At 72.7% G+C, this 12,973-nt stretch carries 14 protein-coding genes; 2 read left to right on the top strand and 12 right to left on the bottom strand.

The window, feature by feature from the left end; genetic code table 11:
* Positions 1-32 precede the first annotated feature (32 nt).
* From ACFY2L_RS25330 to ACFY2L_RS25280, 11 genes are all read right to left on the bottom strand, one after another.
* Entirely contained in the window at positions 33-137 is a 105-nt protein-coding gene (locus ACFY2L_RS25330) for a DUF6893 family small protein (protein ID WP_390657648.1), read from the bottom strand.
* 10 nt (positions 138-147) lie between these two features.
* Complete coding sequence (locus ACFY2L_RS25325; RefSeq protein ID WP_390657647.1) at positions 148-678, bottom strand: hydrogenase maturation protease; 531 nt, start codon at positions 676-678, stop codon at positions 148-150.
* Positions 675-2,096 carry a hypothetical protein gene (locus ACFY2L_RS25320; RefSeq protein WP_390657646.1) on the bottom strand — a complete coding sequence of 474 codons (1,422 nt, stop codon included), beginning with the start codon at positions 2,094-2,096 and terminating at the stop codon, positions 675-677. Before ACFY2L_RS25320 ends, ACFY2L_RS25325 begins: the two co-directional genes overlap by 4 nt.
* Positions 2,093-2,785 carry a DUF6084 family protein gene (locus ACFY2L_RS25315; protein WP_390657645.1) on the bottom strand — a complete coding sequence of 231 codons (693 nt, stop codon included), beginning with the start codon at positions 2,783-2,785 and terminating at the stop codon, positions 2,093-2,095. Before ACFY2L_RS25315 ends, ACFY2L_RS25320 begins: the two co-directional genes overlap by 4 nt.
* The gene (locus ACFY2L_RS25310) at positions 2,782-3,495 is read right to left on the bottom strand and encodes a DUF5947 family protein (RefSeq protein ID WP_390823441.1); all 714 of its coding nucleotides are present in this window, start codon (positions 3,493-3,495) and stop codon (positions 2,782-2,784) included. Before ACFY2L_RS25310 ends, ACFY2L_RS25315 begins: the two co-directional genes overlap by 4 nt.
* Positions 3,492-4,025 carry a hypothetical protein gene (locus ACFY2L_RS25305; protein WP_390657643.1) on the bottom strand — a complete coding sequence of 178 codons (534 nt, stop codon included), beginning with the start codon at positions 4,023-4,025 and terminating at the stop codon, positions 3,492-3,494. Before ACFY2L_RS25305 ends, ACFY2L_RS25310 begins: the two co-directional genes overlap by 4 nt.
* Positions 4,022-5,803, bottom strand: a complete 1,782-nt coding sequence (locus tag ACFY2L_RS25300; RefSeq protein WP_390823440.1) for a nickel-dependent hydrogenase large subunit — start codon at positions 5,801-5,803, stop codon at positions 4,022-4,024. The genes ACFY2L_RS25305 and ACFY2L_RS25300 overlap by 4 nt, the downstream gene beginning before the upstream one ends.
* 93 nt (positions 5,804-5,896) lie before the next feature.
* Positions 5,897-6,985 (bottom strand): hydrogenase expression protein HypE, encoded by a 1,089-nt coding sequence (locus ACFY2L_RS25295; protein ID WP_390657641.1) that lies wholly within the window; start codon positions 6,983-6,985, stop codon positions 5,897-5,899.
* Between the two features lie 63 nt (positions 6,986-7,048).
* The gene (locus ACFY2L_RS25290) at positions 7,049-8,785 is read right to left on the bottom strand and encodes an enoyl-CoA hydratase-related protein (RefSeq protein WP_390823439.1); all 1,737 of its coding nucleotides are present in this window, start codon (positions 8,783-8,785) and stop codon (positions 7,049-7,051) included.
* Positions 8,786-8,915: 130 nt separating this feature from the next.
* Entirely contained in the window at positions 8,916-9,173 is a 258-nt protein-coding gene (locus ACFY2L_RS25285; RefSeq protein WP_390657639.1) for a hypothetical protein, read from the bottom strand.
* Positions 9,160-9,417, bottom strand: a complete 258-nt coding sequence (locus ACFY2L_RS25280) for a DUF6400 family protein (RefSeq protein ID WP_390657638.1) — start codon at positions 9,415-9,417, stop codon at positions 9,160-9,162. Before ACFY2L_RS25280 ends, ACFY2L_RS25285 begins: the two co-directional genes overlap by 14 nt.
* A gap of 132 nt (positions 9,418-9,549) precedes the next feature.
* Between ACFY2L_RS25280 and ACFY2L_RS25275 the strand changes: the two genes are divergently transcribed.
* Positions 9,550-9,924, top strand: a complete 375-nt coding sequence (locus ACFY2L_RS25275) for an ArsR/SmtB family transcription factor (protein WP_390823438.1) — start codon at positions 9,550-9,552, stop codon at positions 9,922-9,924.
* Positions 9,921-10,406 (top strand): SRPBCC domain-containing protein, encoded by a 486-nt coding sequence (locus ACFY2L_RS25270; protein ID WP_390657636.1) that lies wholly within the window; start codon positions 9,921-9,923, stop codon positions 10,404-10,406. Before ACFY2L_RS25275 ends, ACFY2L_RS25270 begins: the two co-directional genes overlap by 4 nt.
* A 25-nt stretch (positions 10,407-10,431) precedes the next feature.
* Here ACFY2L_RS25270 and ACFY2L_RS25265 read toward each other — a convergent pair whose 3' ends face one another.
* Positions 10,432-12,900 (bottom strand): SpoIIE family protein phosphatase, encoded by a 2,469-nt coding sequence (locus ACFY2L_RS25265; RefSeq protein WP_390657635.1) that lies wholly within the window; start codon positions 12,898-12,900, stop codon positions 10,432-10,434.
* Positions 12,901-12,973: the final 73 nt, after the last annotated feature.

The following is a 12,973-nucleotide window of genomic DNA, read 5'->3' as shown; positions in this document are numbered from 1 at the left end:
CAACCGCCCGGCCCGCACGGCGGCGCCCGGTGTCACATGCGGCGGATCCGGAGGTAGCGCCTGATGTCGGGGAAGACCTCGACGACGACCACGGCCATGGCGGCGAGGGCCGCTCCCCCGAACACGATCTTCTTCATCCGTCTCTCCTCATCTCGGAGCCTCAGTGGTTGAGGCCTGGGCCGGGGACGGCTCGGCGTCCGCCAGCAGCTCTTCGATCAGCCGAACGGCCCGGGGCACGGCGTCGGACACCGGCGGGCTGAGGCCGATGCCCTCCTCGGTCGAGGCAGGCTCGCATCCGACGATCAGGACCCGCCGCGGCGGCTGTCCGCCGGTGCCGGCGCAGAGGGTGCCCAGCAGCGCCAGGACGGTGTCGGGGGTCATCCGGTGGCCGTCGAGCGCGGGAACCGCTGCGGTGCCGCCGCCGGGGCCGTCGTATTCGATGACGTACAGCGTGCCGGGTGCCTCGCCGCGTGCCGTGGCGTCCACCAGGACGAGGGTGTCGTAGCCGTCCAGCAGCTGGTAGGCGAGGTGCACCCCGCGCACGCCGATGTCCACGACCTCGGTGTGACCGGGCAGGTCGCGCTCGGCCAGCCGGCGTGCGGTCTCCACGCCGAAGCCGTCGTCGCCGAGGAAGATGTTGCCGATGCCGGCGACGAGGGTGGGCCGGGGGCCGCTCATCCGTCGTCCTCCGCGGGGGAGATCTCGTCGGGCTGGAAGTACAGGAAGCGGCCCTGCTCGCGGCGGATGTCGGCGCCCGGGTCGCCCTCGACCGTGACCGCCAGGTGCACGACGCCGTCGACGTCGTGCAGGACCGCTTCGACCGTCGCGGTGCGGCCGTGCAGGAACAGGTCCTGTGCGTCCGTGTGGCGCCGGCCCGGGCGCAGTACGACGCGGCTGCCCCTGGACACCGGGCGGCCGTCCACGACCACGCCGTCCCGCTCCGGGTCGAAGCCGGCCTCGCCGGCCGGGTCCCACCAGGGCGTGTCCGGGCGCCGTACGCCGTGCTCGTCGGGGAAGCCGGCGGCCGGGCCGGAACCGGTCACCTCGCGCAGGCTGCGCACCGCCCCGTGCAGACGTTCCAGCACCTCCGCGGGCATCGAGTCCGCGAGGTCGATCACGGCGGCGGCCCGCTCGTCGGTGCCCCGGGCCTCGCGCTTCTCCTCGTCGGTGAGGGCGGCGGTGCGCAGGGCGAGGATCTCGTCGATCTCGGTGGCGTCGTAGAGCGCGCCGGGGCTCTCCGGAGCGATGGCCGGATGGTCCTCCAGGATGATCGGTGAGGACAGCACGAGGTCGGCGCGGCCGGGTTCGCCGGCGAGCACGGGCCAGGTGTGCAGGTTGCGGCAGGCGGCGGCCGCGCCCTTCGCCCATTCGGGGGGATCGGTCATCGACAGGAACGATCCGGCGCTGAGGGCCATGAGGAGGTGGGTGGCCACCAGGGAGTGCGGCAGCGCCGCGTCCCGGTCGGCGGCACGGCCCTGCGGCGGTGTCCAGTCGCTGCTGTTCTCCACGACGGCGGTCAGCCGCATGGTCCGGTAGGGCCCGTCGAGCTCGCGGGCGGACAGCCTGAGCGTTCCGCTGATCTCCTCGCTCCGCCGCGCCAGCCGGCCGACGACGCGGCCCGCCGCGTCCAGGACCGGTTCGGTGTCCTCCCGGGCCGGGCGCCGGAAGGGGTGCGTGACGCCGTCGCCGAGGAGTTCGTCGACCGGTACGACCAGTTCGACGCGCTCCTCGCCGCCCTCGTCCCAGGGCACCAGCACCCGGTCGTCGAGGCGGAGTTCGGCGACCGTCTCGTAACCGCCGTCCGGGCAGGCCCGCTGCACGGTGCGCCGCCGGGCGTGCAGGAAGCGCACCTCGACGGAGAGGGTCGCGCCCCTTCTCGGTTCCATCAGGCACTCGGTGTGCTGGAAGTCGTGCTCCTCGCACTCGGCGCCCCAGGCGGGGGGCACGAGCACGCCGAACTGCCAGCGCAGCCGGTTCTTGGCGGAGGAGGCGCGGTACGGGTAGAGCACGTAGCCCTCGAAGAGGACGGCGTCGGCCACCTGCCGGGCGAGGGCGAACCGCTCCTCGGTCTCGGGGGCGAACGCGGTCACGGTCACGGGTCGGTCCTTCCGGTGGTGCCGGTGAGCGCGCGGAACGGGTCCCTCGCGGGCGGGTCCGGGGCGCCGCGGTCGTCGAGCAGGGCCTTGAGGGTCGCCTCCCAGGAGGGCAGGGCGTGCCGGGAGCGGTAGGCGAGGAGGGCGGCCATGGTGTCGCGGGGCAGCCGGATCCAGCCGCAGCCGGGGAAGTGCTGCTCGACCATCTCCCGCCAGGTGGCGACCGGCAGCCGGAAGGATGCCTCGCGGTCCCACGGCACCGGCTCGACCTGGAAGCCGCCGGCGCCGGTGAAGGCCGTGCCGGAGAAGAGCAGCAGCAGGGGGACCTCGCCGTCGGTGAGGGCGTCGAGGTAGCGGGTGGCGGCGATGTCCATGTCGTAGGTGCAGGGGACGACGAGGTCGGCCTCGGTCTCCCCGGTGAAGGAGGAGACCATCAGCGGCACCTGGGCGAACTGCACCGGCTGGAGGGTGCTCCCCCAGCGGGAGCGTTCGCCGAAGAGGTCCTTCAGGCCGTCCGCCTCGGCCGGCGCGTAGGCGCGGCGGGCGGGTTCGATGCGGATCTGGCAGCGCAGGGCGAGGGCGTGCACGGGCGTGTCGCCGGAGGCGGTGACGCGCAGCCGGAAGACGAGGGTCGGTCCGGCGGCGAAGCGGTCGGCACGGACGCCGGTGCAGGCGAAGGAGAACTCCGTCACGGGCGTCCCGCCCCGCCCGGGGAGCGCCCCGCGTCGTGCGTCGGACGCCCCGCGTCGTGCGTCGGGCGCCCCGCCTCTTCTGCCGGGCACCGCGCGTCGTCCACGGGCCGCACGCGGCGCTCGACGTCCGCGAAGAACGCGTCCAGTGCCGCGCGGGCCTCGGCCCCGCCGTCGAAGCCCTGCCACAGCAGGCGCATCCGGCCGACGAGTTCGTAGCAGATGTCGATGGGGACGAGGTGGCATGCGTGGCGGCCGTCGGTGCGGCGCAGCAGCAGTGCCTCCACGTCCGGTTCGAGGAGTCCGGCGAGGCGGCTGCCGCCGAGGACCTGCGTCCAGGTGGCCGGGTCGAGTTCGCTCTCGGTGGCTCCGGCCGGGCTCGGGTAGAGGGCGACCAGCCGGTCGAGCGCCGCGTTGCGGAAGAAGAAGGCGACGCCGACCGGGATCTGCAGCGCCTCCCAGGCCCACTCGTCGAGGCGGTGGCCGGGGTCGGTGAGGTAGCGGGCCGGGACCGCGCGGAAGCGGCCCGCGGCGGCGCCCGGTTGTTCCATGAGCAGCGCGCAGGCCGCGCAGGCGCAGACGAGGGCGCGCTTCTCGGTGTCGACCAGGTGCCGGTGGTCCTCGGGCACCACGACCGCGCACAGCTCGCACCGCTCCGGCCGCGGCGGACGCTCGGTGAGGAACCTCCGCAGGCCGACTGTGGTCGCGCTCATCGGGCGCCCGTCGGTGCCGTGCCGATCTGCAGGAGCGTGGGCCCGGCCGGGGAGGTCTCCACGTCGACGGCCCTGACCTCGGGTGCGAAGCAGGCGAGCGCGGCCTCCGCGGCCTGCCGGGCGTCCGTGCCGGAGCCGCAGCCGCAGCCGCCGCCCGCCCGGGCGCGCACCCTCAGCGTGCCGCTGCGCTCCTCGAAGCCGACCACTTCCAGGGTGTGGTCGCGGACGCTGTCGAGGGCCCGGGCGATCCGGGTGTCGCGGTCCTCGGGGTGCAGGTCGTGCAGGACGAGCAGGCTCGCGACGAGGTCGTCGCCGAGCAGCCCGGCCAGCGGTGCGCCGGGAGCGGAGTCCAGCAGTTCCACGACGCGGGCGAGGCCGGAGCCGTAGAAGTCCATGAGGGTGCGGACGAGTTCCTCGGCCGCGGCCGCGGCGGCGTGATCGCCGCTCGCGGCCAGCCGGTCCAGGACCTCCTCGACACGGCGGCCCGTCTGTTCCGCGGTCACGGGCCGCGTCGCGGCCGGCGCGCTCATCCGCCCAGTCCGCTCAGGCCGGTGGGCACGTGCATCGACTTCACGGTCCTGCCGTCGCCGACGTACATGTGGACGCCGCAGGGCAGACAGGGGTCGAAGCTGCGCACGGCGCGCATGATGTCGATGCCCTTGAAGTTCTCCGGCGGGTTCTCCTCGAAGATCGGGGTGTTCTGCACGGCGTCCTCGTAGGGGCCCGGTGTGCCGTAGGAGTCCCTGACGCTGGCGTTCCAGGGGGTGGGCGGGTAGGGGTGGTAGTTGGCGATCTTGCCGTCGCGGATCACCATGTGGTGGGAGAGGACGCCGCGGACCGCCTCGGTGAAGCCGACGCCGATGCCCTCGTCCGGGACCTCGAACTTCTCCCAGGTCTGGGTGCGTCCGGCACGGACCTCCTCCAGGCCCTTCTCCGCGAAGTGCAGCGCCAGGGCGGCGGTGTAGGCCTGGAAGTAGGTGCGCGCGCGGTTGCGTTCCAGCGCGTTGCTCCACCGGGGGATCTTCCACTCGAAGGTGGTCTCGGGCTTGGTCAGGGTGCGCGGCAGGTTGATGACCACGCTGTGTCCGGTGGCCTTCACATGGCCGGTGTCGACGAGTCCGGACAGGGCGGTGGACCACAGGCGGGCGAGGGGGCCGCCGCCGGTGTCGAGGGCGAGGTGGTCCTTGCCGTCGAACCAGCGCGGGGACATGACCCAGCTGTACTTGTCGTCGAAGTTCCGCTTCTGCGGGGCGGGGATGGTGTGCTGGTTCCACGGGTGGCGCGGGTCCACGGGGTTGCCCAGCGGGTCGTGGGTGACGAACTGCTCCTGGCCCTGCCAGTCCTCGTAGTAGGAGCTGCCGAGCAGGATGCGGATGCCGAGGTTGATCTCGGTGAGGTCGTTGGTGAGGAGCTTGCCGTCGACGACGATGCCGGGCGTGACGAACATCCGCCGGCCCCAGTCCGTCATGTTGGCGTAGGTGAAGTCGCAGTACTCGGGGTCGTTGAGCGCGCCCCAGCAGCCGAGCAGGACACGCCGGCGGCCCACTTCCTCGTAGCCGGGCAGTGCCTCGTAGAAGAAGTCGAACAGGTCGTCGTGCAGGGGCACGACCCGCTTCATGAACTCGACGTACCGCATCAGGCGGCTCATGTAGTCCGTGAAGAGCTGTACGGAGGCGATGGTGCCGACGCCGCCCGGGTAGAGCGTGGAGGGGTGGACGTGGCGTCCCTCCATCAGGCAGAACATCTCGCGCGTGTAGCGGCTGACCTGGAGGGCCTCGCGGTAGAACTCGCCCTCCAGGGGGTTGAGCGAGCGCATGATGTCGGCGATCGTGCGGTAGCCGTGTTCCGCGGCGTGCGGGGCCTCGGTGCGCTCGGCGAGTTCGAGCACACCGGGGTTGGTCTCCTTGACCATCTTCTCGCAGTAGTCGACCCCGACCAGGTTCTCCTGGAAGATGTTGTGGTCGAACATGTACTCCGCGGACTCGCCGAGGTTGATGATCCACTCGCCGAGGTGCGGGGGCTTGACGCCGTACGCCATGTTCTGCGCGTACACCGAGCAGGTGGCGTGGTTGTCGCCGCAGATCCCGCAGATGCGGCTGGTGATGAAGTGGGCGTCCCTGGGGTCCTTGCCGCGCATGAAGACGCTGTAGCCGCGGAAGACCGACGAGGTGCTGTAGCACTCCGCGACCCGCTTCTGCTTGAAGTCGATCTTCGTGTGGATGCCCAGGCTGCCCACGATCCGGGTGATCGGGTCCCAGGCCATCTCCACCAGGCCGCTGCCGTCTCCGGCCGCCGTCGTCCTTGCCATCGTCTTTGCCGTGCCCTTCGTTGCGCGGGAGGTTCGGGTGTGCGGGGTGCACGAAGCAGAAGCGGTTGACGCGTGGTCAGGTGCGGGAGGAGGTCACCAGGGGGGCCGGTAGCCGGTGGTGATCTTCTCTCCGGTACGGCGCCACTTGGGTTCCTTGTCCACCGTCTTCGCGGTGATGTCCCGCAGTTTGCGGATCACGGCGCCGTAGGCGCCGCTGGCCGTGCTGGAGACCTTCGCCCCGGGGGGTTCGTCCATGAACGGCATGAACTTGTCGGGGAAGCCGGGCATGGTGCAGGCGATGCAGATGCCGCCGACGTTGGGGCAGCCGCCGATGCCGTTCATCCAGCCGCGTTTGGGCACGTTGCACTTGACGACGGGACCCCAGCAGCCGATCTTGACCAGGCACTTCGGCGAGTCGTACGACAGCGCGAACTCGCCCTGCTCGTAGTAGCCCGCGCGGTCGCAGCCCTCGTGGACGGTGGCCCCGAACAGCCAGGTCGGACGCAGCTTGTCGTCCAGCGGGATCATCGGGGCGGAGCCTGCCGCCTGGTAGAGCAGGTAGGTGAGCGTCTCGGCGAAGTTGTCGGGCTGGATCGGGCAGCCGGGCACGCACACGATGGGGATGCCGGCCTGGGACTTCCAGTCCCAGCCGAGGTAGTCGGGCACACCCATCGCGCCGGTCGGGTTGCCGGCCATGGCGTGGATGCCGCCGTACGTGGCGCAGGTGCCGATGGCGACCACCGCCAGCGCCTTGGGCGCGAGCCGGTCGATCCACTCGCTGGTCGTGATCGGCTGCCCCGTCTCGGGGTTGTCGCCGAAGCCGCACCAGTAGCCCTCCGGCTTGATCGCCTCGTTGGGGATGGACCCCTCGACGACCAGGACGAACGGGTCGATCTCGCCCCGCTCCCCCTTGAAGAACCACTCGATGAACGTGTCGGCACCGCCGACCGGACCGCACTCGAAGTCGATGAGCGGCCAGTGCACGGCGATCTTCGGCAGCCCCGGGAGCGCGCCCAGCGCGATCTCCTCGATGCTCGGCTGCATGGCCGCCGTCAGCGCGACCGAGTCGCCGTCGCAGCTCAGCCCCGCGTTGATCCAGAGGATGTGGATCGTGGGTGTCTCGTCGGCGAGCGCGCCTGTGGCGCCCGCGGCACCGACCGTGTCCGGCGTCGCCTCAGTCATGGGACCGCCTCCCGGGGAGGTAAGGGATGAAGGCCTGCATTTCGGCCATCAGGACTCTTCGTATCAGTGGTTCGGCCCGGATGAGACGCCGGCGGGGTCCGTTCCGGTGACATCGGCGGCACAGGGGACCGGCCCGCCGCGCGCAACCGCGGCGAGGTGCGGCGGGGTGCACGCCGGGCGCTCCTTGTGGACGAACGCGCGGCGCAGGGCGTGGTACGGGGCGTCGGGGTCGTCGAAGGTCCGGCGCATCCGGGCCAGCTCCCGCTCCCGGAAGCCGGCCAGCGGGGTCAGGTTCTGGAGCCGGTCCAGCTCCGTCTTCTTCGCGGTGACACGGGCCGATACGGCCGGCCGGGACGCCAGCCGCGCCGCCAGGCCGGCGACCTCGCCCGCGAACGCGTCGGGGGCGCAGTCGAGCACCCGGTCGACGAGTCCGAGGCGCTGGGCGGCCGCCGCGCTCACCGGGAGCGCCTCGCGCATGAGCCGTTCGGCGACGGCGGGGCCCACTCGGCGCGGGAGGCTGTAGGTCCAGTACTCCGAGCCGTACAGGCCCATCAGCCGGTAGTGGGGGTTCAGCACGGCGCCCGAGCGGCACCAGACCTCGTCGGCCGCCAGGGCGAGCATCACGCCGCCCGCCGCGGCGTTGCCCGCGAGGGCCGCGACGACGAGGCGGTCCGTGGTCGTCAGGACCGCTTCGACCAGATCGTCGATGGCGTTGATGTTGGCCCAGGACTCGGCGGCGGGGTCGGCGGCGGCCTCGATGACGTTGAGGTGGATCCCGTTGGAGAAGAAGTCCCGCGGCCCGCCGAGCACCAGCACCGACGTGGGCCGCTCGCACGCCGACCGGTAGGCGTCCAGCAGACGCCGGCACTGCTCGGTGCTCATGGCGCCGCCGGGGAAGGAGAACGACAGGAAGCCGACGTTCCCGTCCTCCCGGTAGCGGATGTCCGTCCAGGTGGCTTCCCGGGCCTCGGGCAGGGGCGGCAGCCGGTCGCCGAGGGCGGTGGTGGCGGGCAGCTTGTACGTCGGCGGCTGCCCGGGCCCACGGCGGGGCCGCAGTTCGGGGATCCACACGGCGCCGTCGGCCGTGGCCCGGCAGATCGCCCCGGCCCGGGTGGCCAGCAGCTCGCCGGGGCGGCCGCGCAGCGCTCCTTCGGGGTGGCCGCCGTGCAGGTACCATGCGCCGCCGAGGAACGCGTCCAGTACGCCGGGCTGCGAGTCGGCGGCCCGCAGCTTGCGCAGGACGGTCGCCGTGGAGTCCTCGGCCCAGTCGATCCGCCGGACGCTCTGGTCGAGGTACGGCCGGGCGCGCACCGGTCCGTCCTGGCCGCACGGCACGTACGTGCCGCCGGCGAAGCGCTCCACCGCGAGGAGCACGGCGGCCAGCGCGGCGTCGGCGACCTCGCCCCGGTACAGCTCGCTCTTGCCCGTCGCGGGCATCCGGCACGGCACGGACGCCCACACGTCACCGGCGTCCATCTCGGCGTCGGCCTGCAGCACGGTCACGCCCCAGTCCTCGGCGCCCTCGTGGATGGCCCAGTCCAGGGAGGAGGGCCCCCGGTCACCGACCGGGCCCGGATGGACGACGAGGCAGGTGTACGCCGTCCAGACGTCCTCGGGGATCGCCGTCTTCAGCATCGGCGCGACCACGAGCCGCGGGTCGTGCCGCCGTACGGTCTCGGACAGCGAGCCGTCGTGGGGCAGGGCGAGCTCCACGGCGACGGTGTGGCCGCGATCGCGCAGTGCGGCGTGGACCCGCTGGGTGAGGCTGTTGAACGCGCTGGCCAGAAGCAGGATGTGCACGGCTGTCTCCGGGCGGACGAACGGCAGCCGGGGATGACCGCCGACTGCGATCGTCCGTCAGGCCCGCCGCGCCGCTCAGTAGACAGCCGGTGGGGTCATCCGAAAGCAGGGCGTGCTGCGCCGTCCGGCCTCACTGGCCCCGCAGGCGGTCTACGATGCGCTCCCAGCGGGAGCGGGTGGCCCCGAAGTGCGTCTCGTGGTCCCAGACGTGGGTGCAGGACGGGCACTGCAGATGGAGCAGGCTGCCGGTGTGGGACAGCAGATAGCGCCAGTGCGCGGAGCAGGTGCGTCCCTGCGCGCAGGGGTCGCAGCCCTGGCGGTCGTCGCAGTTGGGGCAGGCCACCCAGGCCCGGCGGCCGATGTCGGCGTGCGGGTCAAGCGGCAGCACTGCCGCCCCCTCGCGGCGGCAGCACACCGGCCGCGACCAGTTCGTCGTACACGCGCTGCTGCTCCTCGTCGAGACCCGAGTAGAGCAGCGCGTTCGCCGCTTCCTCGCCGCGCAGTGCCTCGACGGGGTCCCAGTCGGCGCCGAGGGCGTCCAGGACGTGTGCCCGCCGGAGCATCTCGTGCGCGCTCAGGTCGAGGGACCAGCCGACCGGTTCGTCCGAAGGAGTGGGGCCATGGTGGGACATGCGATCGAACGTAGGGAAGCCTTCCTGGCCCGGGCAAGAGCAGGTGGGAGAAGTCACAGCAGGTCGGAGCGGGGCCGGGGACCGCGGTCGCGCGGTTGCGGGGGTACGGGGGGCCGACTAACATACAACCAAATGGTTGTAGATGAAGGTGCTGCCGGAACCCTGGACCGGCTCTTCCACGCCCTGGCGGACACGACCCGACGGGACATACTCCGCCGGTGCGTCCAGGGCGATCTGTCGGTGTCGCAACTGGCCGCCGCCTACCCGATGAGCTTCGCCGCCGTGCAGAAACACGTGACGGTGCTGGAGCGGGCCGGGCTGGTCACCAAGCAGCGGCGCGGACGGGAGCAGCTCGTCCTCACGGAGCCCGACGCCGTGGCGCGGGCCCGGCGGGCCCTCGACGAACTGGAGGCCCTGTGGCGCGGCCGGGTGGAGCGGATGTCCGACCTGCTGCCCCCGGGCCCCCGCACGGCGCAGCACCATCCGAAGGAAGGACCGGACCCATGACCGTGACCAGCGTGGACAAGGACCTCGACAGCCTCACCCTCACCCTGATCGCCGACTTCGCCGCCTCCGTGGAGGACGTGTGGCAGCTGTGGGCGGACCCCCGCCGGCTGGAGCGCTGGTGGGGACCCCCGGCCTACCCGGCCACCGTCGAGAGCCACGACCTGACCCCGGGCGGCGAGGTCACCTACTTCATGACGAGCCCCGAGGGCGACAAGCACCGCGGCTGGTGGCGCGTCACGTCCGTCGCCGCACCCACGTCCCTGGAGTTCACCGACGGCTTCGCCGACGCGGAGGGAACCCCGAGTCCCACCATGCCGACCACCACCGTGCGGGTCCGGCTGGCCCGGCACGGGGACGGCACCCGCATGGAGATCCGGTCCGTCTTCGACAGCCGTGAGCAGATGGAACAGCTGATGACGATGGGCATGGAGGAGGGCCTGAAGCAGGCGGTCGGCCAGATGGACGGCCTCCTCACCGGCTGACCTCCGGCTCGTCACCGGCAGCTCGTCACCGGCCGAGCTCCAGCTCGGCCCAGATGATCTTCCCTTCGCCCGTGTACCGGGCCCCCCACCGATGGGAGAGCTGGGCCACCAGGAAGAGACCACGGCCCCCCTCGTCCGTGCTCCGGGCGTGCCGGAGCCGGGGCGCGGTACTGCTGGCGTCGGAGACCTCGCAGGTCAGACGTGTGTCGCGGAGCAGTCGCAGCCGGATGGGCGGTGCGGCGTACCGTACGGCGTTGGTGACCAGCTCACTCACGACGAGTTCCGCCGTCATGGCCGCCTCCCCCAGCCCCCAGGCCTCCACCTGGCGGGTCGCCCGGGCCCGGATGTCGGCGACGGCGGCCGGGTCCACGGGCACGTCCCAGGAGACGACCCGGTCGGGACCCAGGGCGTGGGTGCGCGCCAGCAGCAGGGCGATGTCGTCGGGCCGGTTCACGGGCACGAGCCGGCGCACGGCCGACGCGCACAGGTCGTCGAGGTCGCCGTCGGAGCGGGCGAGCAGGTCGGCGAGCCGGGCCATGCCCAGCTCCATGTCGCGGTCGGCTCCCTCGATGAGGCCGTCGGTGTACAGGCCGAGCAGGCTGTTCTCGGCGAGCTCGATCTCGGTCGCCTCGAACGCCATCCCGCCGAGCCCCAGCGGAGGCCCGGCCGGGGGCTCGGGGAAGGAGACCCGGCCGTCGGGCGCGACGACGACGGGCGGCGGGTGTCCGGCGCGGGCCATCCTGCACCGCCGGGTGACCGGGTCGTAGACGGCGTACAGGCAGGTGGCGCCGAGGAACGCGGTCGCACTGTGCCGGACCGCGACGTCGTCGGTGCGGTCCGCGCTCAGCCGGAGCACGAGGTCGTCGAGGTGGGCGAGCAGTTCGTCCGGGGGCATCTCCATGTCGGCGAGCGTCTGCACGGCGGTGCGCAGCCGGCCCATGGTCGCGGCGGCGGCGATGCCGTGCCCCACCACGTCTCCGACGACGAGGCCGACCCGGGCCCCGGACAGCGGGATCACGTCGAACCAGTCGCCGCCCACCCCGTCGGTGGGATCCGCCGGCAGGTAGGAGGAGGCCACCTCCAGCGCGGTGCCGCCGCTCAGGGCGTGCGGCAGCAGACTGCGCTGCAGGGTGACGGCCGCCGTGTGCTCCCGCGTGTACCGCCGCGCGTTGTCCACGCACAGCGCCGCCCGCGCCACCAGTTCCTGCGCGAGCAGGACGTCGTCGGGCTGGAACGACACGGGGTTGAGCGACCGTACGAACGTCGTCAGGCCCAGGGCCGTGTTCCGCGCCCGCATCGGTACCGAGATCAGGGAGTGCAGCCCGAACTCGCGGATGCTGGCCGCCCGTCGGGGCTGCTCGGCGGTCCACAGGGCGTCGGAGGGGTCGAGGACGGGGATGAGGATCGGCTCGCCGTCGATGAGCAGCCGCGCGTCGTGCGGCGGAGGCAGGAAGTCCACCCTGTCGCCGACGCGGGCCACGGCCTCCGGGCAGCCCTCCCGCACCGAGCTCATCCCGGCGCGGCGCATCACCGGCCTGGCGGGTGCCGGGCCCGCGTCCGTCAGCCACGCCCCGTGCCCCTCGGTGCTGAGCACGGGCTCCAGGAGGTCGACGAGGACGAAGTCGGCGAAGCGGGGCACGGCGAAGTCGGCGAGTTCCTGGGCCGTCCGCATCACGTCCAGGGTCGTTCCGACGCTCGCGCCGGCCTCGTTGACCAGCGACAGGAGCCGGCGGGCGTTCGATCGCTCGGTGACGTCCTGGACCATGTAGCAGACACCGGAGGCGGAGCCGTCGGCGTCCACGAGGGGGAAGAAGGACGTGGAGTAGGCGTGCTCGCGGTGCGGATCGGCCCAGCTCCACCCCAGGTACTCGTAGTCGGTGACCGGGACCCCGGTCTCCAGGACCTTGCGCATCAGGCCCTCGATGGTCTCCGCCTGGAGCCCGGGCAGCAGCTCGCTGAGCCGGCGCCCCAGCCGCTGTTCGCGGGGCACCCCGCCGAAGCGTTCCAGCGTGTCGTTGAGCCACACGTAGCGCAGCCGCAGGTCCATCACCGCCATGCCGACCGGGCAGCGGGTCAGAAACCCGTCGAGGACGGACTGGCCGACCGTCCAGTGCCGGCTCTGCGGGCGCGCCGAGAGCAGGAAGCACTCGTCCCCGCCGACACGGAAGGACGCCGAGACCCGCAGGTCGACCTCGACGGGACGGCCGTCGTGGTGCCGTACGGAGATCTGGCCGCTCCACCCCATGCCCGCACGGCACCGCTCGGCGACGCCGGCCACCCGCGCCGGGTCCCCGGGCATCGCCACCAGGTGCGCGGCGGAGCGGCCCACCACGTCCGCGGCCGGGCGGCCGAGCAGTGCCTCGGCGCCCCGGGTCCAGCCGATCACGACACCGTCCGCCGACACGACCGCCGCCGCGTCGGTGGACGCGTCGAGGGGATCGCGCGGTTCCGTCGGCGTCGGAACGGCGTCAAAAGCATCTCGCGCAGGGTCCATCGGGCCATCCTTCGACACGACCATGGTCCTGCTTGTCCGCCCGATGCGCACGGTCTGGCGCGGCGGGCCGCCG

This window comes from Streptomyces sp. NPDC001381, assembly GCF_042895685.1.
In the GTDB taxonomy this organism is placed as follows: domain Bacteria; phylum Actinomycetota; class Actinomycetes; order Streptomycetales; family Streptomycetaceae; genus Streptomyces.
This window is presented reverse-complemented; position numbering and strand designations above follow the sequence as displayed.